The 23820-nt window shown below is 33.8% G+C and carries 15 protein-coding genes and 1 pseudogene; 4 read left to right on the plus strand and 12 right to left on the minus strand.

Annotated elements, in window-relative coordinates; all coding sequences use genetic code 11:
* Nucleotides 1-2: 2 nt before the first annotated feature.
* The 8 genes and pseudogenes from MJ631_RS02135 to MJ631_RS02170 all read right to left on the minus strand — a co-directional run.
* Nucleotides 3-1265 (minus strand): annotated as a pseudogene (locus MJ631_RS02135) (hypothetical protein); the annotation flags it as partial.
* Between the two features lie 126 nt (nucleotides 1266-1391).
* On the minus strand, nucleotides 1392-2195 hold the full coding sequence (locus MJ631_RS02140; protein ID WP_007302743.1) for a hypothetical protein: 804 nt from the start codon (nucleotides 2193-2195) through the stop codon (nucleotides 1392-1394).
* A gap of 133 nt (nucleotides 2196-2328) precedes the next feature.
* Nucleotides 2329-3033 carry a hypothetical protein gene (locus MJ631_RS02145; RefSeq protein WP_214303370.1) on the minus strand — a complete coding sequence of 235 codons (705 nt, stop codon included), beginning with the start codon at nucleotides 3031-3033 and terminating at the stop codon, nucleotides 2329-2331.
* 74 nt (nucleotides 3034-3107) lie between these two features.
* Nucleotides 3108-4271, minus strand: coding sequence for a phage major capsid protein (locus MJ631_RS02150; RefSeq protein WP_052264865.1), 1164 nt, complete (start codon nucleotides 4269-4271; stop codon nucleotides 3108-3110).
* A 702-nt stretch (nucleotides 4272-4973) separates the two neighbouring features.
* Nucleotides 4974-5654 (minus strand): orotidine-5'-phosphate decarboxylase, encoded by a 681-nt coding sequence (pyrF, locus tag MJ631_RS02155; RefSeq protein WP_012481735.1) that lies wholly within the window; start codon nucleotides 5652-5654, stop codon nucleotides 4974-4976.
* Between the two features lie 43 nt (nucleotides 5655-5697).
* Nucleotides 5698-6864 (minus strand): hypothetical protein, encoded by a 1167-nt coding sequence (locus tag MJ631_RS02160; protein ID WP_214303371.1) that lies wholly within the window; start codon nucleotides 6862-6864, stop codon nucleotides 5698-5700.
* Nucleotides 6865-7001: 137 nt separating this feature from the next.
* Entirely contained in the window at nucleotides 7002-9092 is a 2091-nt protein-coding gene (locus tag MJ631_RS02165) for a coiled-coil domain-containing protein (RefSeq protein ID WP_262986591.1), read from the minus strand.
* Between the two features lie 41 nt (nucleotides 9093-9133).
* Nucleotides 9134-11707 carry a valine--tRNA ligase gene (locus tag MJ631_RS02170; protein WP_214303373.1) on the minus strand — a complete coding sequence of 858 codons (2574 nt, stop codon included), beginning with the start codon at nucleotides 11705-11707 and terminating at the stop codon, nucleotides 9134-9136.
* Nucleotides 11708-11864: 157 nt separating this feature from the next.
* Here MJ631_RS02170 and MJ631_RS02175 point away from each other — a divergent pair, with 157 nt between their 5' ends.
* Nucleotides 11865-12368, plus strand: coding sequence for a hypothetical protein (locus MJ631_RS02175; protein ID WP_007302751.1), 504 nt, complete (start codon nucleotides 11865-11867; stop codon nucleotides 12366-12368).
* Nucleotides 12369-12485: 117 nt separating this feature from the next.
* On the opposite strand, the gene MJ631_RS02180 is transcribed toward MJ631_RS02175, so the two are convergent.
* Nucleotides 12486-13778: a cbb3-type cytochrome c oxidase subunit I gene (locus MJ631_RS02180; protein WP_214303374.1), complete on the minus strand. Its 1293-nt coding sequence runs from the start codon at nucleotides 13776-13778 to the stop codon at nucleotides 12486-12488.
* A 323-nt stretch (nucleotides 13779-14101) separates the two neighbouring features.
* On the opposite strand from MJ631_RS02180, the gene MJ631_RS02185 reads away from it, so the two are divergent.
* The 3 genes from MJ631_RS02185 to MJ631_RS02195 are packed head-to-tail and all read left to right on the plus strand — an operon-like array spanning nucleotide 14102 to nucleotide 17506.
* Complete coding sequence (locus MJ631_RS02185; RefSeq protein WP_214303375.1) at nucleotides 14102-15211, plus strand: outer membrane protein assembly factor BamB family protein; 1110 nt, start codon at nucleotides 14102-14104, stop codon at nucleotides 15209-15211.
* Nucleotides 15204-16583, plus strand: a complete 1380-nt coding sequence (gene lpdA, locus MJ631_RS02190; RefSeq protein ID WP_052264753.1) for a dihydrolipoyl dehydrogenase — start codon at nucleotides 15204-15206, stop codon at nucleotides 16581-16583. Before MJ631_RS02185 ends, lpdA begins: the two co-directional genes overlap by 8 nt.
* Nucleotides 16584-16585: 2 nt before the next feature.
* Entirely contained in the window at nucleotides 16586-17506 is a 921-nt protein-coding gene (locus MJ631_RS02195) for a tyrosine-type recombinase/integrase (protein ID WP_010401376.1), read from the plus strand.
* A 682-nt stretch (nucleotides 17507-18188) separates the two neighbouring features.
* Here the strand turns inward: MJ631_RS02195 and MJ631_RS02200 are convergent.
* The 3 genes from MJ631_RS02200 to pdhA form a co-directional block, all read right to left on the minus strand.
* Nucleotides 18189-21065: an ankyrin repeat domain-containing protein gene (locus tag MJ631_RS02200; protein ID WP_214303376.1), complete on the minus strand. Its 2877-nt coding sequence runs from the start codon at nucleotides 21063-21065 to the stop codon at nucleotides 18189-18191.
* Between the two features lie 132 nt (nucleotides 21066-21197).
* Nucleotides 21198-22622 (minus strand): Asp-tRNA(Asn)/Glu-tRNA(Gln) amidotransferase subunit GatB, encoded by a 1425-nt coding sequence (gene gatB / locus MJ631_RS02205; protein ID WP_262986593.1) that lies wholly within the window; start codon nucleotides 22620-22622, stop codon nucleotides 21198-21200.
* A 205-nt stretch (nucleotides 22623-22827) separates the two neighbouring features.
* The gene (pdhA, locus tag MJ631_RS02210) at nucleotides 22828-23808 is read right to left on the minus strand and encodes a pyruvate dehydrogenase (acetyl-transferring) E1 component subunit alpha (RefSeq protein WP_214303378.1); all 981 of its coding nucleotides are present in this window, start codon (nucleotides 23806-23808) and stop codon (nucleotides 22828-22830) included.
* Nucleotides 23809-23820: the final 12 nt, after the last annotated feature.

Below are 23820 nucleotides of genomic sequence, written 5' to 3' on the forward strand. Positions count from 1 at the left end.
TCTAAGGACTTTTTCATTTTCCATACATGAAAAAGTTGGAGTTTATCTTTTTGTAGTATATTAATAATTAGAGATACGGAACCATCATCGTTATCTCTTTTACTAAAATTAATATTAAAATCATTTTTATTGCAGTGTATTTTCATACGATATTTACCTTTGTTTCTTGGATGCTTATAATCCTCTAGATTTTGTTGAATATCATCTGCAAGACGTAGTTCTAAGTTTCCGTTAAAAATGTTGATAGTAGAAGATTCTCTTGTTACTGCCAATGGATCAATAGTTGTATTGTCACCCGCTTGTTGTGCCGTAATAGTAGGTGTTATAGATTCAAATGGCTGATTAGATATACTACCCACTTTAATCTCTGTTACATCATTCTCCAATCCTAACATTTTTTTCACATTCTCAATACTGTCTTGAACTAATATTTTATCGCTATCGATATACTTCCCATCTTTGTTCTTCTCTATTATCGATTCTACAATTAAATGTTTAGCAAACTCAGGAGAATTAATACTCCTACCAGTAATGCAATATTCTCCTTTATTACACTTTAGATATACAAGAAACTTAGGATGATATGCGTTCTTGGTTAAACTACTTTTATAATCCTTAATGTTTATACACTCTTCCAAATTTAACCAAAAGTTATTCCCTTCAAATTCAAGCCCACCTACTACTGATGTTTTTTTTGTTTTTAATGGCTTGTAATTTATCTTATTCACTTTAACGAACTCTTTGTTTTTACCTAAGCCTAATACACGTATCATTTCTAATGGATTACTTAATACAGAACCTTCATCAATTTGTTTCTTTACTGAAGTTATTGACACAGACTTCCTCTCACCACCTATATTTTTCTGTGAGCGATAAGGACCAGTAATATGAAAATCTCCACTGTCACATCTTACAAATGCATGAAATTCATCATATTGATATGGATTTTTATATTTCTCTTCAAGGATTGTATAATTTTTATTTATCATAGTTAATAGTAGTTCACCATCGATAACTTCAAGACAAACTTTGGGTCTATCTATCTGCTTTGGCAGTATTAGTTGATTACCATCTAGAGTTTTTGGCAACGTATTATTTTTATTTACATTCTCATCTAAAGGTCTCTTTGGTGATATATTTTTTTGAGCAGCATTTGCTTTACTGCTAAATAACCAATTCCAACCTGATAAAACTTTTTTTGCAATCCATGAAATTCCTGTGTGATCAGCAATCCATTTAAAAAAGTTTTTTATTTTTTTTAACATGTCCACTCCTTAAATTAATAATTTAATTATTATATATAAAATTTAATTTGTCAATTTTCCCTATGGAGAAAACTTATAAAGAAAAAGAGCACCAAAGGAGGTGCTCTTTTGTGAAGGATTTGTTTACTAATTAATAATACCGCTTCCTACTTTGCTCGGATTAGAGGTACAATGTGTTTGTGCTTCTGGTACTCCAATTGTTGGACTTGGTTTTGTACCTTTTTCATCTTGTTGTGCCGTAGTAGGATTGAGATTATGCTGCTCCAACGCTGTACCTTCAAACGGCTGATTAGATATATCATCTACTTTAACCTTTGTTACACCATTCTCCAATCCTAATATTTCTTCTATACGGTAGGTGTTATCTTTTTTACTCTGAATTTTATTAAGATTTAAATACACACCATTTTCATTCTTTTTTGTTACTTCTTCTATAAGTACATTTTTGATCTCACTCAAGCCATTATCATTACCAACGATTTTATATTCATTTTTACCGCACTTTACATATACAAGTAGTTTAATCAATGAACTAGATTGAGCACTGAGACGATTGAGATTTGTATACTCTCCTTCTGCTAAAGGTTTATTTAATGAAAGAAAGAATTGGTTATCCTTAAATTTAATCTCACCTACTGCTTTAGGTTCATCATTTAATCTTTCTGGAAAATTTTCTGCTGGCTCGACGTTTATATCTGTTTTAGATACAGATTCTTCAGTCTCATTTTGCATAGGGGTGCTAACAATTGGAATTGTATTACTTTTATTTTTATTCTCACTTGAAGGTCTTTCTGGTGATGTATTTTCTTGAGTAGTATTTTTTTTACTACTCAACAGCCAATTCCAACCTGATGAAATTTTTCTTGCAATCCATGAAATTCCTGTGTGATCAGCAATCCATTTAAAAAAGTTTTTTATTTTTTTTAACATACTTTACTCCTTAAATTAATAATTTAATTATTATATATAAAGTTTAATTAGTCAATTTTCTCCTATGGAGAAAACTTATAAAGAAAAAAGAGCACCAAAGGAGGTGCTCCTTTTGAAGGGTTTACTGCAATTATTATGCACTAACACATAGACCATTACTAGCAGCTGGTGTTGTTGTAGAACTAGCAATTTCTGATTTAGGAACTATAATCGGATCTTTAGGTATCTGAGTTATGGCAACGGTTGCTTGCTTTTCATTCAGACCTAAGATCTTCTTCATTGCGGCCAATTCGTTAGACGAAGTTTTATTATCCCCAGATACTACTGACTTTATATTCAAGAATACACCATTTTTCTCAACTTTAGGTTCATCACAAGTAATACGGAATACTTCTTCTTTTTCGGACTGGACGTATTGAGTATATACTTTTAAACGATCACTAATCTCAGTCAAATTAAGATCAGGATTACCACTAAGACCTATATCACCACCAAAAACTTCACCTGTATGGTTTATCATTACAAATAGTTCCAGCTTTTTATTAGGTATTTTTTCACAAATACCGGCAATAATAGGTGGTTTATCATGTTCCTTAGATTGCGTAATATCAGCTCGACTGTCATCACCATTGCTATGGATTGAATAATCTGCAGCTACTGGCTTCTCATGATTAACTGTATTATCCAAAGTTTTTGTTAATGTCTTGCTTGAAAACTTTCCTTGCTCTGATGATAGATTTTGTTTAGCATTACTTGGTTTACCACCAAACAAACACTTCCAGACTGATGCAATTCTTCCTGCAATCGACTGAAAAAAGTTTTTTATTTTTTCTAACATATTTTACTCCTTAAATTAACAATAATTTAATTATTACATAAAAAGTATAATATGTCAACTATTTCATAAAAATTTTAGTACTTGCTTGCAATTTTCAATAATTTAATAGCACTGGTGTTGACAACCTCCCCACCGACACGCTTAGTAACAAAAAATCTAACATAAGGTTTGTTTGTATAAGGGTCTCTCAATATTCTCATTCCTCTGTTATCCACGATCTTATAAGCTTGTTTAAAATCTGCTACTGCAATCATTGTAGGTGGCATATCAGCAGATTGATATACCGGTATTCCCATCAAAGTATCTGGAGTTTCAAGCGATAAACTCGGCTGCCAAAGATACTGACCTGTTTCAGATTTTAGTAGCCTCACGTCCTTTAACGTACTTCTGTTCATCAAAAATGATGCATTTTTAGAGTAATGTTCATTTAGAGAGTAGTACAATATCATTATGGCATCGCTGTCTAGCTTATCAGCTTTAATTTGCTCTATCTTATTATGACCATTTCCATTTTCGTAAGCTAAAATTCCTTTAGGTTGAAAAGTGCCATCACCTTTAATGAAGGCTTCATTCTCTTTCTTACTGAAAGTTTCGGCAACCTTTTCTACAAGCCAACTTTCAACATTGACAAATGCATCATCGAGCAATTTTTGTGATATTTGCGGCTGAGCATAGAGCTCGTAAGTTGTGATGGAAATCTTTTGAATTTTAGGTGTACTTGTGTCTTTTGCAAAATCATATTTGGATTTATAGCCACCATCTTCATCTTCTACTGTTTCACCACTCCAACCTGCACCAGCACGGTCACAATCTTCTATAATATAATCCAGCGTTTCAGTAGAGATTCTTTGACTAGAACATATTTGCCGCATTGGAGATGAATCAGCTATACGCTTGTTTATCCGTTTTACAATGTGAGGAGTAACTAAATACCCTCCAATATCATTGTCATCTCCACTTAGGGTTTTGTGTGATAACCTGTTTTCCATTCCTTTGCGGATATAATCAGAAAAATATTTATCACCTGTATTAAAATCTGTGCTAATCTCTGGGCGTTGAGCTGAAGTTTCAATAAAATCTAAGCGCTCTTTGCAATTATCAATATTACTATTTATCTTGCATAGCTGCTCAGGTCCTTTGCTTTCGATTTCTTTTAGTTTGCGATCATTTATTAATTTAAATTGCTCCCATGATGAAGCGAGTTCATTAACACGGTGAGCGATATCAGTAAGTGACATAATAGCCTCCTTTAAAAATAAAATTAGAATAGTATTGTAGTTTGAAGGTAATCTTTATCAGTAATCTCAGTACCTTTTTGTTGTCATGCAAACTGCATTCAGAAAAAAGACCGGTGAATGGCAGCTTAGTATAACTCAAACGCTTGTTTACAATATGGATCCCAGTGCTGGGATGGCGCCCTTATGGTAAACAACGTTCATACAACTGTATATGTATAATGCTCGCGCCTGCCATTCACCGGTCTTTTTTCTCGATTCTAGCATTGGCTTCATGGTAGATACAAATGAACGTAAGCTACTTGGTAGTGAGAAAAAAATAATAATGATTACTTGTTGAAGTAAAAAAAGGTAGTGTAGTATTACACCACGGTAAATATTATACTTAATTGTTAGCACTATACAGCATCCATTTTTTTGTGTCAAGCATTTTTTTTCGCTGCGTATCTGTTCAGAAGAATGTGCAAATAAAGTACGTAGCTGTACAAATTTGCCAAAACAATAAATGGTATCCTTTGATTATCCTCTTTTTATCATTTCAGTCACAGCTGTACGAACATTGTGGCAATTTGCATAGTAAACAGTGTCAAGCACTGGGATGACACCCATTTAGTTATCTTTTCTCGTCTACCTTGTTTTGCCACCCTGCTGAACGGATACATACCGTTTGTTGCTTTTACTCTATGCTACCTTATCTGCCCTGCTTCAATCAGTAAGGGATTTCAATATTAACTCTGCACTACTTGCGGGATTGCTACTCTCTGTAATGGGTCTGCCAATTACGATATAATCAGCTCCTGAATTTATTGCTTCTTTTGGTGTTGCTGTCCTTTTTTGATCATCATGACCTCGATTCATACGGATTCCTGGAGTAATAATTTTAAAGTCTTTACCACATTCTTGGCGCACTTCTTGAGCTTCTAGTGCAGAGCAAACTACTCCATGTAGTCCAATCTTTTTTGCAAGCTTTGCTAGCAAAATTACCTGTGATTTTGCCTCCCTTGCTACTCCGAGTTCACTCAGATCTTCATTGCCCATACTAGTTAGTACTGTTACTCCAATTAGCTTTATTTTCTTTCCTTGCACTATACTTAGTGCTTCTTTAAGCATTTTTGTTCCACCACTGATATGCAATGTTAGCATTTCAACATCTAGAGCTTTTATTGCTTCAACTGTTCTAGCTACAGTGTTTGGAATATCATACAATTTTAGATCTAAAAAAATTGGTACATTGCATTTTGCAACTTCTCTCACTCCAGAAGGACCATGTGCAGCAAAAAATTCTAACCCAAGTTTTACCATGCCAACCTTATCACGCAGACCATTAGCCCAAGATATGGCTTCATTCAAATCTTGTGTATCCAGTGCGCATATTATTGGGTTCATTATCTTGTATAATTTTTTTTATAATAAGAGTAATTGTTGCATTTTACAATCCATATTCAGGGATTGGTCCACTTGCAATGCTTTGTACAGACACTGAACACGATAATCTGGTCGGAGTGGGTGAACGACTGGCATATCCAAGATCTTCCTGTAAAGAATCAGACGTTTCCTCCGATGTTTTGGAACCTTTCATTGGCTTGAATTGCACAAGCTGCCCTAATATAAATTTTATTTTCTGAGTCTCCCCTAATATTATTTTTTTGCTATAATCTTTAATTGTTTCATTTTCTCTTATTGATTCTTCTATCTTATCTATCACATATTGAAGTTGTTTTATTTGACTGTCTCGCTCTAAAAGTGAATTTCTTAAATTTTTCACTTCGTTATTACAATCTTGTCTTATTCTGTCTAACTCAAAAGATTGATTTTTAATTAAACCGTCTGCTTTATCTAGCTCTTCAAATTTCCTTTTTAACTCTTGAGATAAGTTTTTATTTTTCTGATCAATTTCTTTAAATTTACATTGTAATTCATCTAATTTCACACAAAGTTCTTCTTTTCTTTTATGTAATTCTTCTTTTTTCATATACAGTATATGTTTCTCTTTACGTAATTTGTCTATTTCCTTAGATAACTCCTCTTTTTCTTTAGATAATTTCTCTACTTCCTTATATAATTCCTCATATTTATCATTGTCTATTTTTCTTTTCAATTCGATTATAAGTTTTTTCCTCTCAGTTAGATTAGCTTCTTTTTCCTGTAACTGTTTACACAAATATGAGATTTTATGGAGTAGTTCTTTTTCTTGTGCAGCAAGCTCATCTTTCTCCTTCGTTACTTTTTCTAATTCGTCTGTTATTCCAATTATATGGATCATTTTTGCTTCTAATTTCTCCTCCAAAGATTTTTTTTCTTTAAGAAAAGATTTCCTCTCAGTTTCTATTTTTTGACCAAATTTTCTTTCTTCCTCGTATAAATTGTGCTTTTCTTGAGTCAACTCACGCTCTTTGTGAGCAAATTTCTTCTCCACTTTACTAGTGTCAATAATTATTTTATACAAAATCATAAAAGCCAAAACAGATAATACAGCTAAAGCGAGAATTAAAGAACTAGGTACATTAATAAGCGCTAAAGATGTAAGTAACGTGAGAGTAGCCAGAGAACTAGCTATAAAATAAAATGTATTATATTTATTAAGTAAATTGCTCATCACCTATACACAAAACTGCAGCAGTCTTGTATATATTGATTAAAATTGTCTTACCTGTAGAGGAGAACACTTATCACAATTTTACCAGTGATAAACTTTAGTTGATATTCTAACTAAACTCAAAATGCAAGGTGGCATCAGACAGGAGTAGAACATCTAGGAGTAGAACATCTACTAGAATATCCAAAATCTTCTGAATATGAAGCTTCATCCAGCTCTTTATTTGGTAGTGCTGATAAATCTCCATTACTTATATCTGAAGGAGGAAGGCTATCATTAGTTTGTACAGATATTTCTTCAATTACTCCTTTTATTTCTTGATCACTGACTCCAACATTCTTGATTAATTCCTCCAATCTATTCAAAATCTCTAATACAGTTTCCTGCGATATAATCACTTTATCTCCTTCTCTTACATTCTCTTTGAACAAATATATCATGTTTTTTGCCAAATCTTGTGCTAAGCTCACACGATTCTGATGAACTAATGAAGATTGATCATTCAAATCTGAAATTTCTTCTTTTATAGAATGCTTCTCAAATAGTAACTCTTTGTACTTTTCATGTTGAATTTGACTTTCTTCCTCCAGATTGATGCTATAATTTTCCAACTCTTCACTGTTTTTTCTTTCTTTATTAAGAATTTTTTCTAACTCTTTAATCCTACTGAAATATTTAGTTTCTTTCTCTTCCGATTGCTTACTTAGTTCTTCTAAATCTACAGTTAGTTTAATCACTTCTTGAGTTTTTTCATTTAACTTTTCTTGTAATCGTCTTTTTTCTTCTTCTAAATCCGATGATTTAAGTATTAAATCATAAGTTTCAGAACTTTCTTTTTGCAACTGCGCTTCTAACTCTGCTATTTTTTTCTCTTTCTTTTCTAAACATGTCATCAATTCTGTTACTTTTTTAGATTCTAATTCATGTGATTGATTTTTTAATCTCTGGATTTCATTGTCCTTATTACTTAACTTTTTTTGAGCATCATTCAGTTCTTGTTCTAACCTTTTATTTTCATTCATTGATTCAGCCAGTCCGTACTCTGATTTCCTTATTTGATCCTTTAGTCTTTTTACTCTGACATCTCGACCTTCAGCATATTCTTCCAAATTTTGCTTTTCTTTACTTAACTGTTGTATCTTTTCTTGCATTTCCCTTAACTTCTTATTTAACTTTTCCTTCTCTATTCTTTTCTCCTCAAATTCACTCTCTACCGAATCACTTAGCTGCTTGAGTTTTTGTGTTACTTCAGCCAAAACTTCATCTTTTTCCCTTACCTTTCCATTTAATTCCTCTACCTCTCTCATTTTTTGCTGTAATTGTTCTAATATAGTTTGATTATTTCCAGTTAATCTTGTATTTTCTTTTTCCAATTTATTAATTCTTTCGTTTAAGCTTTCATCTACAACTTGTGCAATTTTGTCTTGCATTTTAGTACTACCTATTTGAGCTTTTTTGATGCCACGCTCAATTTCTTGAGTTGTTTGAATGTTAATATTTCTATTACTATTTTCTATCACAATCTCAGATGATTTATGATTGCCTTTCTCCTTATTTCTAAATTTTATTTGATACAAGAATAAGTTACCTATTTTTACATCTTTATTTGCTTTCAATTGATCATCAGTAACACGATTACGCTCGATAAGTTCTATACCATTAGCATCAATATTAATTATAATAGTGCACTTTTTTCCGTCCTCATCACACCAATTCAGAGTCATTTCGTATGCACTATCAGTTACAACATAGTGCCTTATTCCTTCTTCAGAAACAAAACCGTGCATTCCATTTTTTCCATTGCTATGCAGAGTTGAAAACCCTGAAATTCCATTATCTTGACAGAAATTACTATTCAAAAACTCACTGACTTTGAATTTGTTTTTATTAGCTCCCAATTTAACTTCTGCACAACTACCATATATTGACACTGTTTCAACACCACTTTCAATATACCCATTCAATACTTTTTTAGCCTTATCTTGAAGCTCTAGTCTCGCCTCCTTTACATTATTGAAATCTTGGATAACGGCTTTATACAATTCATCTTCATTAAAATTGGCATTGTATTTTATTAAAAAAGATAATATGTGAAGACTAGCTACAGCAGTGTGAATTGATTTATTCTTTTCTTTTATCTTACCGAGCAAAAACAAAAACCTTTGAATGAAGTCATGATAATCATCTTTTTGCTCTTCAATTTTATTATTATATGAATTACCAATCATTATTACCTCACAACTAAATAATTAGTATAGTAATACGAATGCTAAGTTACATCAATCAATAAACTTACAGTAAATTTTCCATTCTCAGTTATAAGCTCTGCTTCTGTACCCTCAACCCATTCTATCACTTCAGCATTGCAAACTGACTGCAAATCATGCTGAGCAGAATAATTTAACTCATCCTCTTTTACACTCGCTTTTATCATCAACTTTTGTATAAGATGCTTAACTGATACGTTATTATCTGCTTTTATTTTTCTCACAAGGTTTAATATCTGCACGAAATTATCTCCCATTTCTTCAGAATACTTATCATAGATAAGTTCTTCCTTGTTAGGCCAATTACTTTTATTGTGAACGGAGTTATAACTATACAACTGATGATATATTTCCTCTGTAATGTATGGCAAAAATGGTGCAAATAACCGCAAAATAATATTGAGTACATATGCCAAACTCTGTTTCGCACTCATGTTTGCCTCGCTGTCCAATGCATCTCCATATGCACGTTTTTTAACTAACTCTAAGTAATTATCACAAAAATCTTTCCAAAAAAATTCTTCTATTGCGCTCAAAGCTTCGCAGTATTCAAACTGTAATAGGTTGTTCGTCGTTTTTTCTATCACTTTATATAATTTGGACAATATCCACTTATCCATCGTCTCACTGATGGAATTTATGCTCAATGCTTGATGTTTTTCCATAAACATGGAAACAAATTTGCTAGCATTCCAAAGTTTCGTAACAAGTCGTTTGCCAATTTTGAAGATATTTTCAGAGTAGACTGTGTCAACTCCAAGTCTTGAGTTTGCTGCCCAATAGCGTACTACGTCAGCTCCATAGGTTTGAAGCATTACATGAGGAGTGATGATATTACCTTTTGATTTACTCATCTTTTTTTTATCATCAGCCAAACACCAACCACTAATCATGATATTTTTCCACGGCAGTGAATCTGCATGATAATGTGCCTTCAAAATCGTATAAAAAGCCCAAGTTCTTATTATCTCATGGCTTTGGCTGCGCAGATCTGCAGGAAATATCTTATCATACCGATGGCTTGGTAAACCGAGCTCACTGTTTACTGCCAGTGCACTTAATTGAGGAGTGATCGCACTTGTTGCCCAAGTATCCATCACATCTTGATCTGAAGTAACTTCTTCTTTAATATACCCTTTCGGCAAATCTTTGAGTGGATCTACAGGTAAATCCTTTACTTCAGCTAGAATGATTTTGCCTTCTTCTCCCTTACGTTTTGAATACCAAACTGGAAATGGTACACCAAAATAACGCTGTCTTGAGATGCACCAATCCCAACTTAGCCCTTCTATCCACACCTCTATACGTTTACGCATAGATTCTGGATGCCAATTACATTTACTCACTTTATCTAATACTTGAGTTTTTTGCTCTAAAGTCTTGACAAACCATTGATAAGTAGGTAATATTTCAAGCGGCGCACCAGATCTTTCAGCACATTTAACAGAATGAGAAATGCTAGTGCTTTCTATTAAAAGGCCCTTTTCAGTTAGGATTTCAATAATTCTCTTTCTTGCTTCTTTAACTCTTAGGCCATTTACTTCATCGTAGATTCCAGCGTCACGCGCTGGAGCGTGTGTCTCCTCTAATGGCTGGATTCCAGTGTCAAGCACTGGAATGTCACTCCCCTTTGTCATCCCAGTGCCTTGACACTGGGATCTATTATTACCATACACTGAATCTAGACTTATCCTACCATCCTGATCGATAATAATTTTCATCGGCAGACCATGCTTTTGCTGCCAATATATGTCGAGCTCATCACCAAACGTACAGCACATAACAAGCCCAGTACCTTTATCTATTTTAACTTTATCATCAGCTATTATTGGAACTTTTGCTCCTGTTATTGGCACCACGGCTATTTTTCCAATCAGCTGAGTGTAGCGTGCATCTTCTGGATGGCAAAAAACTGCAACACATGCTGGAAGCAACTCAGGCCGTGTAGTTGCAATCTTAATCTGCTCATTTTCTTCAGTGGAAAAAACTATCGTGTTCAAAAATGACTCAAAGACTTTATCCTCTATTTCTGCTTGTGCAATTGCAGTTTTATCGACTGGGTCCCAAAGAATAGGTTGCATTTTTTTGTATGCATACTCTTTATTATATAGATCAATGAATGACATTTGAGAAAGTGCCACAGCTTCTTTACTAATTGTGTGATACTCTAAATTCCAGTCATAACTAATACCGACTGATTTAAACAATTCCTTGAATTCCTGCTTTGACTTCTCAATAACTTCATGGCACATCTCTATAAATTCTTCTCTGCCAACTTCTTTTGCACGGGTTTTATAGGTCTGCTCAACTAACCTTTCAGTGGGAAGCCCATTATCATCAAACCCAATTGGATAAAATACATCTTTCCCCAGCATACGTTGAAACCTTGCAATAAAGTCCGTATGGCAATAGCTAAATATATGACCAATATGCAACTTTCCAGATATCGTTGGTGGAGGCGTATCTATAGTGAAAGTATTATCCTTTTCACCATTCCATTTATAAACTTTACTCCCTTCCCATAATATGTTGTATTTGTCTTCAATTTCCCTAAAGCTATACTTTTCTTCTAACATAAATATTTCTCAGTTTTAAGCTTTAAGTTATCACAATTGAGCAAATACAGCAATTTTAATGTCTGCCATTTAATTTAGCCTTGTTATGATACAAATTTTTCTTGATCTTATAATTTTTAATGTATTACATAATAAATTTTTAGTATTGAGGTTTATTATGCTTAACTTTCATAACTTAAAAGAGCTTATAGATATTCTAAGTAATCCATACTATGTGCCTCACCCAGCAAAAGTAGACTTAGTAGAATTGCTTGAAGACGTGCTGGAATTAAAAGATAAAAAAAGCCCAGAAGAGGCAATAACTACATTGAAAGATAAAATAAGAAATGAACTCAAAAGTGAAATGTCGAATGAACTGAAACAAAAAATAAATACTCAAATCCAGCAGTTACAGCAAGAAAAGAAAATATTAGAAACCAAAAATGAAGCAAATAAACAACTAAAAGAAAAAGCAACATATATCGCTACTGCTAGTACTGGTCTTGCTGTTGGGTTAGTAGTGTATATTACACTTGAACATACAAATAAATTGGACATGTGGTTAATCGTTGTTATAGCAACAGTATCTGCATTCTTAGCTGGTGATTTAATAATGAAACCTAGCTCTCAAGTAAATGGAACACAAGAACCACAAGGAGTAGCAAATAAGAATTCAGTGTAGCTTGATATAGTTTTTTTCATTTCACTGCCTTTCCAAATTTGAAGCAGGTTGTTTGAGCCATAGTACAAAGTAAATATAGTAATTTTACACTAAAATTTTTAGTTTTGTTTCTGTGGGTTAGTTGGTACGAGCCTTGCCTTTAAGAAGATGTAAAATCACAATTATTACGAATAACATTCCACCAATAACTGATATAGCTCCACCCGTAATAAAACAAGCACGTGCCAACATTGATGAAATACTTGGCAGATCTGCAACTTTTCTTAAGGCACCATATCCACCAAGCCAAACAAGTCCAGTAATGTGGAGAAAATGTCCCAAGCTATATGCATAAATCTGTAATCTTACTATGGAGCTTTTTATTTCTTTACAGCCCAATTTTGGTAACAGCCAGTAGACAAAATTCATAAAAGCTATAGTAATACCAACTACAGAACCATGATAATGCGCAGGAATAGTGACATTTCCTTCAATAGTTAGCACTCCAAGCACACCTCCATAAATGAACAATACAAACGAGTGAAGAAGATAATTGCCCTTATCATTGAGCAGAGTTTTTATGTTGCAATACACTAATATTGTTAAAAAGCACGGCAGAACTGCTCCAGCAATTCTCATATGCCAGGTAAAAAACTGTATCAATTCAGCACTATCCGCCGAATAAATAAAGTATATAAACGGTGCAACTACGGTCAAAACTGTGTTTATAAATAGTGGTAAAATGGTAATTTTATTTAGACTAATATAGCGAGCATTCAGTATGATCAAATAAACTAAAAACATTGCTTGAGCAAAGGCAAACTGCAGTAAATGTCCGCCTCCCCAAAAGAGATATTCATAAAATAAATTCTTGTCTGAGTGATATAGACCTGGAGGCATATTTTTATGTGCTAAAACAACACAAAGAAATGATGACACAAGTATAATGACCAGGCCAATTTGTCCGATTGAAAGATATGAGTCTTGTTTATTTGATATGTAGGCTAGAGCTGTATTTATCAATATGCTGGTAATGAAAAGACTGAGTCCAAGTAAAAATAATTTGTTTTGTAATACAGGTATATAGTTACTTTTGATAACTTCAGTATTTGGAACAAATGCAGATATAAACATTAGCAGCATGGAAAGGATTGAGAGAATCCATGAGAAGTTAAACCAATGATTGGTGTTTTTTAAGTTTATGATGAAGAGCAGAGATATTATAGAGCACATCCATACCAAAATTGACAAATTTACGTGTATCACCAGTGCATTATCAAAGATATATTGTGCAGAAGGAATGAGAGAAGAAATAAAAGGCAATCGTAGAAAAATAACAATTATTGACAGTAGTCCAGAACAAGCAAGAGCAAGTACTGCCAAGAATATCCATTGCCTGCAAAGTGAAGCGTTATTTTGTATGTTGAGCATTTATTTTTAGGTACTATAGCATAAGACAATGTACATTTTTCAAATTGATATGCATAGTTTAAATGAATGACATTACAACAATATCTTTCATCGTGAAAATGCTGCGTACATTTCCATTTCATATTATGGTAATATTACTGACAGCGTTAGTCTGAGCTATAGATATTTCTTTTAGTCCATACTTGATAAAAGTTATTACAGTAAGAGAATCTTTACATAATGGTATGACATTACGTTAATGCTTTTGATCCACAATTAAGAACATTTTCGTTGTGATTTACGTTTCTAGTATGTATATTAATGAATCTTGTTTTCACTAAATAATGAAAATAATAATTGTCATGATAATGTTATTGTATAGTTACTATACAATGGCAAGCGAACGAATAAGTTTAGTAGATAAAAAATTATCTCAAGGATATGTAGCTCCAATACTTACAGAAAATAGCGTTATTTTACCAGACAAGCACGGTACCTTATATTCCTTTGATATCGATAACCCAAGAGTTATAAATTGGAAATTATACCTCTCAAGTAGGAAAAAAATTGGTAATATGAGTTTATCGAGCTACAAAGAAAATGTTTTCTTTGTAGTGGATAACATTCTACACACAATAGATGCGAAAACAGGGGAGATTCAATGGGAAAAAGAATTAAGAGCTCCGGCAAGAGGGAAAGCAATAGTAATAAACAATAAGTTGGTAGCATTGACTATTGATAACTATCTAAATGTATTTGATATAAAAGATGGCAGACCCATTTGGGCTTATCAAAATGGTATAAATGAGGTTCGAGGTTTATATTCCATCTCACCAGCAGTCTCTAATGATAAAATAATGGCACCATTTTCAAATGGAGAGTTAATAGCTTTTAATGAAGAAGGTAAAAAACTATGGAGCCAAAAATTAGCTACAAATCTTTTAGACACACAGCTTACAGATGTAACTACTACACCTAGAGTACACGATAATATCTTAATAGCTACGAGCAACTCTTATATTTATAGCATTGACGTAAACTCAGGAAATATTTTATGGTCAAGGCCACTACAAGTAAAAAGTATATCAAACATTGAGTCATATTATAGCCCTCTTATTCCTGCAGAGAAACAAAAAGAAGGCGGAAGAATTTTCATGGTGACTAAAGATAATAAGGTAATTGGCATCGACATACAAAGTGGAAAAACAGTTTGGACATCTGATTTTATAGAGAATGTGCAATTGTTTGTTCCAATTATGTATGCCCATACGCTTTGGGTAACAAGTAATAAAGGTTCAATATTTGCTTTTCCTGGATCTGAAAGTACAGGAAGGGTAATTAAAATACCCGGTAATGTGTTTCATGCTCCAGTATTTACCCATGGTAAGATGTATATAACGACTGAAGGAAATGGTGTTTATTCTTTAGAAAATAGGTTTGTTTTTTATGACTGATTATGATTTGATTATTATAGGTGGTGGTCCAGGTGGTTACAAATGCGCTATTGCTGCTGCAAAACTTGGACTCAAAGTTGCTTGTATAGACAAAAATAGCATTTTTGGTGGCACGTGTTTGCGAGTTGGGTGTATACCATCAAAAGCATTACTCCATTCCTCTTATCAGTATGCTAGCGCGAAAAATAATCTATCAAAACTTGGCATAAAAGTTAAGGATGTAAGTCTCGATTTGAGAGAAATGATAGGCTATAAAGACGCTAGAGTTCAGGAGCTTGGAAAAGGCATAGAATATCTGTTTAACCTTTACAAAATTACTAAGATCAATGGACTTGGAAAAATTACTTCTTTTGATCAAGGCAATCTTGAAGTTTCAGTTGAAGGTAAGGTACTGAAGGCAAAAAATATAGTAATTGCAACTGGTTCTGATGTTAGTTCTCTACCAGGAATTGATATTGATGAGAAAAATATCATTTCATCAACTGGTGCATTGTCTTTAACTGAAGTACCAAAAAAACTTGTTGTAATTGGAGCTGGGGCAATAGGGCTTGAAATGTCTTCTGTATGGAGGAGGCTAGGGTCTGAAGTCACTGTAGTAGAATTTTTTGACAGAATCGCTGCAGCAATGGATGGAGAATTAAGTAAGTCTCTACTTTCTAGTCTACAAAAACAAGGAATAAAATTTTTACTTAGAACTAAAGTTGAGGGAATAAAACAAAGTAGTAACTCTTTGAGTGTGAAAGTTTGCTCTGTAAAAGATAATCAAACAAACACTATAGAGGCGGATAAGGTATTGGTGGCAGCAGGGCGCAAACCATGCTCTGAGGGTCTTGAAAAAATAGAAAAAGACAGTCGTGGCTTTATTAAAGTCAACAATAGTTATGAAACCAACGTAAAAGGAATATTTGCTATTGGTGATGTGATTGGTGGAGCAATGCTTGCTCACAAAGCTGAGGAAGAAGGGGTGGCAGTTGCAGAGATACTAGCAAGGCAATTGCCTCACGTTGATTATGAAATCATACCGTCAGTCATTTACACCCACCCTGCAGTTTCTTCAATCGGTAAAACTGAAGAAGAACTAAAAAGTGCTGGTCGAAAGTATAAAGTTGGTAAATGTCAATTTGCTGCAAACGGTAGAGCAAAAGTCACTGACGATGCTGAGGGATTCGTGAAAGTTCTGACTTGTAGCAAAGCAGATACAATACTCGGTGTACATATCATAGGAGCATACGCTGATACGCTAATCAATGAAGCAGCGGTTGCAATGGCATATGGTGCAGCAGCAGAGGATATATACAGAATTTGTCACTCTCATCCTGATATAAATGAAGCCTTTAGGGATGCGTGCATCGATGCTTTCTTTAAAAAGTAACTGTGGACCTCGGTTCAATCATTGAAAAATGGTATGATTGGCTAAAGTACAACAGGTCTTACTCACCAAACACTTTGGAGTCATACATGAGGGACCTCAAGGATCTTATAAGTTTCCTAAATACTCACATTGGTGAAGAAGTAAATGTTGGCTCTTTAGAAAAATTAAGCATACCTGAACTGAGAAGTTGGTTTACCTCTCGTTATGCAAGAGGTGTAAATGCGAGATCTAACACTCGCGCATTGTCAGTAATCAGAAATTTTTTCAAATATATAAAAAACAATTATGAAATAAATAATGAAGCGGTATTTTCTTTATCAAGGCCAATTCAGAGAAGAACTCTACCTAAAGCACTTTCAATATCTAACATAGAAACTCTATTGAAAGAAATGAAATTGCCTGATCTAGGCGAGCCTTGGGTGGTAAAAAGAGAAATTGCAATTGTCGTTCTGCTATATGGTACGGGCTTAAGAATCACTGAAGCACTGAATCTTAAGGTTAGTGATATTAGCAATGAAAGTTTAATAGTAACAGGTAAGGGAGATAAACAAAGGCAGGTATTTATTCTTCCAGTAGTAAAAAAGTGTATACAAAAATATATAAAAGCTTGTCCCCACTTTGACGAAGCGGGACATCTTTTTGTCGGGGTAAGAGGAAAAAAATTGGGAAGAACTTATGTTGCTAATCGTTTGCAAAAAATAAGAAGATTTTTAAACTTACCAGAAATTTTATCTCCACATGCATTTCGCCATAGTTTTGCTACTCATTTGCTTCAGGAAGATATTGACATAAGATCAATACAACAGCTGCTTGGCCACTCAAGCCTTGAAACTACTCAAGTTTACACTCACCTAAATTATCAAGATGTCTTCAATATGTATAAAAACTTTCAGAAGAGTTTGAATAAAAAATCGAAATCTTAACTTCGTCTTAAATCGATAATATTGCCGAACTGAGTGCTTGCAACATCATTCAGTACTGTACTTGCTTTATATAAGCAATAGTGACCAGCAGAGAAGAAAGCAAAAACGTTTTGCAAAAGGTTATGAATGAAAGAGAATAGACAGCAGAATTTAAATTAGAAGCTATGTAAAGAAACAAGTCAAGCAAATAGCAAAAGAGCTAGGCTCTGTGTACAAAATGTTAGCAGGTCAAATTAATTGAGGACGGGGATTTGCGACTAAAGTTCATGCACTTGTTGACGTACTGGGAAACCCATTCAAATTTATTTTGACCTCAGGCTAGAGGAACAAAATTACTCAGTTGACTAAAAATGTCTCTAGCTACACTATATGGCTTCTTTAAAATTTTGTTTACAGAGCCTAGAAAGAAAGCTGAGGAAAAGTAGAGGTTACCTTTACATATGAACTACATCTCAACCTGATATTGTCGTTCCTAATATGTTGGATTTCTTGCATAACTCGAATTCAAAAGTTGATGTCATTCCAGCGCGTGACACTGGAATCCAGATATTGGGTTCCAGCTGGGATGACACCTGTTTATGCAAGAAATCTATTGAAAATTGAGTTAAACTAAAAATTCAGTTTGACACACTTTTGTTAAACATTTTTGGGACGTTAAAATAAACAGATAAATAATTTTCTCTTAAGCTACTTCAACACTTTCATCATGGGTTAAAAGCAACTCCACAAGCTCTTGATTATCAGTTACATAATCCAATGCTGTCTTTCCCTCATTATTTTTAGCGTTAACGTCAGCACCTTGTTCTACAAAATATCTTACCACATCAACTTTTTCCCTGATAGCAGCCCAATGCAATGGAGTATCACCATATCCGTTTTTGATATTAATATCAATTCCTTTATCAATCAGGTACTTTATTGCATCTAGTTTTGCAAACCTGATAGCCTCATGTAACATAGTTTTGCCATTGCTGTACTTAGCACTAACATCAATACCCATACCTTTTTCTTTTATAAGGTATTCTGCTATATCAAAACTTTCACTTTCAACAGCCCAGTACAACACAGTCCAGCCATAATTATCTTTAATACCAACACTAGCACCCTTATTTACAAGATATTTTACCATGTCTAACTCTCCACTCTTAGCAGCCCAGTACAATGGCGTTTGGTAAAAACAGTCCCTAGCGTCAATATTAGCACCTTCATTGATCAGGTGTTTTGCTATGTCCAATTCCCCATTCCCAGCAGCTAAATGCAATGGAGCAATATCACAACCATTTTTAGCATTAACGATACCACTAAGCTTATTTTGATGTTTTCTCTTTATATATGCTAATAAGTTTTTAATAGCTTTATAATCACCATTTTCAACAAGCAAATGTAAATTAGTATCTTTGTAAAAATCATCAATCAACTTACCATGTTTACTCGCATATCCCCAAATAAATGCAACATGAATTTTATTATCTTTTGCTACATCACCAATGTTCACCAAATTTAGAGCTTTCCTAAGAACTTCTTCCTCTCTACCTTTCTCTTGCAATTTTAATCTTGTTACTTCCTGTACTAACCTATGGACATTTAATACACTTTGGTTTTGTTCACCGCCCACCATGGAATATCTCACAAGTAAACGGATGGCTAGCTTTAACTGCTTTTTCTTATAATCACTTACCGAATTTAAGAATATTTCTCTAGCGATTTTATCAGGTGCAAAATAAGCCAAAACATCTAAAATCTCTGAAGCTAATGGTCCATATTGTTCATCACTTCTTACTTTATCCATCGTAACTTCCCAAGCTGTAAAAGTTGTTTTAGTATAGTTATTATCAATTCCTTGAAATATTTTAGACTTAAGCAACTTCTTAGCTTTCTTTTCATACTCTTTTAGGTAATCACTAATTTTAAACTTCTCTATTATTCTCTGATCTTCGATATATGATATTGCTTGTTGTATAGCTAAAGGAAAGCATTGCAACCTTCTTACCAAATTTTCTATCTCCCGATCTTGCGATTTATCTTTTTTTAGTATATTAAATCCTTTTTTAACAAACTCTATAGCGTCTCTTTGTTCCAATTCTCCTAGCTTTATAACGTCTATTCCCTTTTCCAGTTCCTGATCATGCGAGGTAATCAAAATATGAGGCTTGTTAAGATCAGGAGATAAAGAAAATGGCAAAAATTTACTTATCTTTTTGTACTCTTGAACGTTATCGAAAATGAACAGGCTCCTCCTTCTTGCGAAGAAAGCATATACTTCTCTAACAATAGTTTCTATCGTTTTGTCGTTTCCATACTTATCTTTAGGGGAAATACCTAATCTATTTCTAGCTAACCTTAAGAAAGAATCTTTCATAGCTTCAAAGTTTTCAGCGTCTATCCATATAACATTGTCGTCATAATATCTTCTATATTTACAAGCATATTTTCTAGCTAACTGGCTTTTTCCCATCCCCCCAGGACCACTAATAGACGTTATGTATGAAATTACAGCACCTTTGGGATTGCGTTGTAGCGAATCATGTAGCATTCCCAATTCCTCATCTCTTCCTGTAAATAGTCTGACTGGACCTCTTACATCAAACCATACCGCTCCTAAAATTTCCTCTCTTATTTTTTCAAAAAACTCATTTATTTCTTCATGTGATAGAAACTTTCCCTCTCTTGCTTTCATCCAATCCAGAACTTCTACCAGAAAGCGACCATAAACGTTCTTTTTATCGATATTATTAAATTCTTTGCCTAACTCATTCTCAATGATTTCCGCTAGTTTTATCTCGTTAGGTTGATTTACTGCAAATACTAATTTATCAAAAAATTCCCTTATATTCTCTTCTAACTTGCCTTCATTTGTCATTCGCTCAAACTCACGTTGCCATACCTGATTTCTTTCCAATTTTCTTTTTGAGTTTTGATCTGATTTACCTTGAAGTTCTTTTATCTCCTTTTCCAATTCTTCTATTGCTTCTTTTACAGCACTCTTAAATGCCGGTTGCACTATTGAAATCATGTTATCGTGAGTACAAGAGAACTTGTATCTCGTACCGCCGTATTTAAAAAAAATATCACTAGTGCTTATTACTTCAACTGCAATTTCTATTCCTTTGTTTGGTCCCGAAGTTTTTGCTTTCAACTTTTTTATTGTATTTTGTGTTGTACTTTGAGCTAGATCGAAACCGATATTAGTACAGATAGTAAAGTCCTTTAGGTCACCATCTGCAAAATCTGGATTAATTTTAATCTTTAGATAGGAAACAAAATATTTTGGAACGCTAAATTCACCACTTTTATTTTTTGAAAGCAATTTACCTACACCGATTTTTTCGCATTCATTTTGCTTGTGTTTGTTTTGTATAAACCTATGTACTATTTTTTCATTTTTCCTATCCTGAAAAACAATATCATCAAAACCCGTAGCTGATTCCATTTCTGTAGCTAAACGGAAAGAATATCCAACATCTACTGCACGTTTGAGAAGCAGCATTACCCACTTTAGTTGGTAGATATCACCATGAAGAGACCGCTTTCTTCCCCAAGCAGGATAAGTTTCAGGCATCCTCAACCTCACATAATTTTAAAAACAGTACCAACAAATGGTAAAAAAGTTATATGTCATGATATACAGATATCGTAACAAAGACCTTGGAATATCTACGAGATGTGCTGTTATGTAAATAAAAAAATGTGACTAATTACTTAATCTCTCACTCAAAATTGAATTCACCACATCAGGGCTGGCTTTTCCCTTAGTGGATTTCATAACTTCGCCAACAAAGAATCCGTATAATCTTGTTTTACCGCTTTTATATTCTTGAACTTTATCTTGGTTGTTATTGACGATTGTGTCGATAATTTCCGATATTTGATCTCTATCGGTTATTTGCTTGAGGTCCTGTTCTTCTATAATCAAAGACGCAGGTTTGCCAGTTTCAAACATAATATCAAAAACTTGTTTGCCAAGTTTAGCAGAGATCGTTCCATCGACGATAAAGTCGAGGAGCTCGGACAAAGCATCTGCTTTAATTGGGGAGCTAACAATATCAATATTTGCTTTGTTTAAACGACCGAAAAGCTCTACGGTTAACCAGGTAACTGCAATCTTTGAATCATGCTTTTTTGCTAATTTTTCAAAATAATCGGCAATTTCTTTATCAGAAGTGATAACGTCTGCATCATATTCATTGATACCTAATTCCTCTATGTATCGAAGTTTTTTTTGATCTGGCAACTCGGGTAAAGATGATTTAATAGAATCAATTTTGTCTTGGCTTATTTCAACAGGTAGCAAATCAGGTTCAGGGAAATATCTATAGTCACTTGAATCTTCTTTGCTTCTCATCACTTTTGTTTTTCCTAAAGTGACATCAAACAATAAGGTATCTTGACTTATTTCTCCTCCGCTTTCCAAAATTTTGATCTGCCTTTGTGCTTCATAATCTATAGCTTGTACAATATAACGTATTGAATTTAAGTTTTTTATTTCACAACGAGTGCCAAATGTGCTACTACCCTTTGGGCGAACAGAAACATTTGCATCACAGCGAAGTGACCCCTTTTCCATATCACCATCACATGAACCGATGTAACGCAAAATCTGCCTCAATTTTTTCATGAATTCTGCAGCTTCTGCAGATGAACGAAGATCTGGCTCTGAAACAATTTCCATTAAAGCAACACCTGCACGATTTAAATCTACGTAAGTTTTGCTTTCTTCATGAATACTCTTTCCTGCATCTTGCTCTAAGTGAATTCTTGCGATTCTTATTTCTTTTTCATTATTATTGATAAACACTTTACCATTTTTAACTATTGGCTCAAATAACTGGGTTATTTGGTAACCTTGTGGTAAATCGGGATAAAAATAATTTTTACGATCAAAGTAAGAGCATTTATTAATTTCTGCAGAAAGTGCAAGACCGGTACATATTGCTTGCTCTATGCAGAAATAATTTAATATTGGCAATGTACCTGGCATTGCTGCATCAACTAGAGAAACTTGAGTATTGTGCTCAGTGCCAAATTCCGTTAGTGAACTAGAAAATAGCTTTGTCTTAGAAGAAACCTGAGCGTGTACCTCAAGTCCAATTACTGTCTCCCAGTTTTCTTTTGTCATGTATTTTATTCAATTAATAACTTTATATTCTGCAAACTAGCACAAAAAGTCAAATAAAACTCATTTAACCTATGATCCAAGAGCGGTGTATATCAATAATATAAGAGTTACTACAGTTTCTATTGACTAGGCTGTTATATAATAAAGTTAAGTGCTGCCAAAAAATATCTATAGTAGGCCAAAACATAATTTTGATGGCAACTGATTAGCTAACAAATTTATAAACATCAGTATATAGTTTATCAATGCCTGGCTCTTTACTATTTTTAGCAAAATCTTCTGACTTTTTTACTAAATCTCGTATTTCCTTATCAATAGCTTTGCATTCTTCATCAGAAGCGATTTTATTGTCTGTTATATACTGCTTTAAGGTGCTTATAGGATCATGATTTTGCTTCATATCTTCAACTTCTTCTTTTGAGCGATAAGTAGCAGGATCTGACATTGAATGTCCACGATATCGATATGTCTTCATTTCAAGCAAGATAGGTCCTTTTCCCCCACGTACGTGCTCAGCTATTTCACTTGTTACCTCATAGACAGAGAAAAAATCCATTCCATCAACTTGTTTTCCAGGAATACCAAAACTCTCTCCTCTTTTATATAGTTCAGTTACTAAAGTTGATCTTTGCACAGAAGTTCCCATTGCGTATTCGTTATTTTCTATGATATAAACCACAGGTAACTTCCACAAAGATGCCATATTAAATGATTCATATACTTGTCCTTGATTTGCAGCACCGTCACCAAAATATGTGAATACAACGTTATCTTTTTTCTTGTATTTATTAGCAAATGCTATTCCTGTACCAATTGGGACTTGTGCACCTACTATTCCATGTCCACCAAAGAAATTTTTTTCAACATCAAATATGTGCATGGAGCCACCTTTACCTTTTGAACACCCTGTTTCTTTGCCGTTTAGTTCTGCCATCACAACATTTGGATCAGAATTACATGCAAGCATTAAGCCATGGTCTCTATAGCTTGTGATAAAAGCATCACCAGGTTTTGATGCAGCTTGAGTCCCAACTGCAACTGCTTCTTGCCCTATTGATAAGTGACAGAATCCGCCTATTAATCCCATTCCGTATAATTGTCCTGCTTTTTCCTCAAATCTGCGTATTAGAAGCATTTTTCTGTAGAACCCAATCACTTGCTCTTTAGTGAAATTTCCTGCTTTCATATTGACTTTCTT

Origin of the sequence: Wolbachia endosymbiont of Oryzaephilus surinamensis, assembly GCF_025617515.1 — a bacterium.
Lineage (GTDB): Bacteria > Pseudomonadota > Alphaproteobacteria > Rickettsiales > Anaplasmataceae > Wolbachia.

Coding starts and splice junctions, on each gene's coding strand:
- lpdA (WP_052264753.1), top strand. CDS start 15,204: ATGACTGATTATGATTTGATTATTATAGGTGGTGGTCCAGGTGGTTAC.
- MJ631_RS02180 (WP_214303374.1), bottom strand. CDS start 13,778: ATGCTCAACATACAAAATAACGCTTCACTTTGCAGGCAATGGATATTC.
- pyrF (WP_012481735.1), bottom strand. CDS start 5,654: ATGAACCCAATAATATGCGCACTGGATACACAAGATTTGAATGAAGCC.
- pdhA (WP_214303378.1), bottom strand. CDS start 23,808: ATGAAAGCAGGAAATTTCACTAAAGAGCAAGTGATTGGGTTCTACAGA.
- MJ631_RS02165 (WP_262986591.1), bottom strand. CDS start 9,092: ATGATTGGTAATTCATATAATAATAAAATTGAAGAGCAAAAAGATGAT.
- MJ631_RS02170 (WP_214303373.1), bottom strand. CDS start 11,707: ATGTTAGAAGAAAAGTATAGCTTTAGGGAAATTGAAGACAAATACAAC.
- MJ631_RS02175 (WP_007302751.1), top strand. CDS start 11,865: ATGCTTAACTTTCATAACTTAAAAGAGCTTATAGATATTCTAAGTAAT.
- MJ631_RS02185 (WP_214303375.1), top strand. CDS start 14,102: ATGAAAATAATAATTGTCATGATAATGTTATTGTATAGTTACTATACA.
- MJ631_RS02150 (WP_052264865.1), bottom strand. CDS start 4,271: ATGTCACTTACTGATATCGCTCACCGTGTTAATGAACTCGCTTCATCA.
- MJ631_RS02145 (WP_214303370.1), bottom strand. CDS start 3,033: ATGTTAGAAAAAATAAAAAACTTTTTTCAGTCGATTGCAGGAAGAATT.
- MJ631_RS02140 (WP_007302743.1), bottom strand. CDS start 2,195: ATGTTAAAAAAAATAAAAAACTTTTTTAAATGGATTGCTGATCACACA.
- MJ631_RS02200 (WP_214303376.1), bottom strand. CDS start 21,065: ATGCCTGAAACTTATCCTGCTTGGGGAAGAAAGCGGTCTCTTCATGGT.
- MJ631_RS02160 (WP_214303371.1), bottom strand. CDS start 6,864: ATGAGCAATTTACTTAATAAATATAATACATTTTATTTTATAGCTAGT.
- gatB (WP_262986593.1), bottom strand. CDS start 22,622: ATGACAAAAGAAAACTGGGAGACAGTAATTGGACTTGAGGTACACGCT.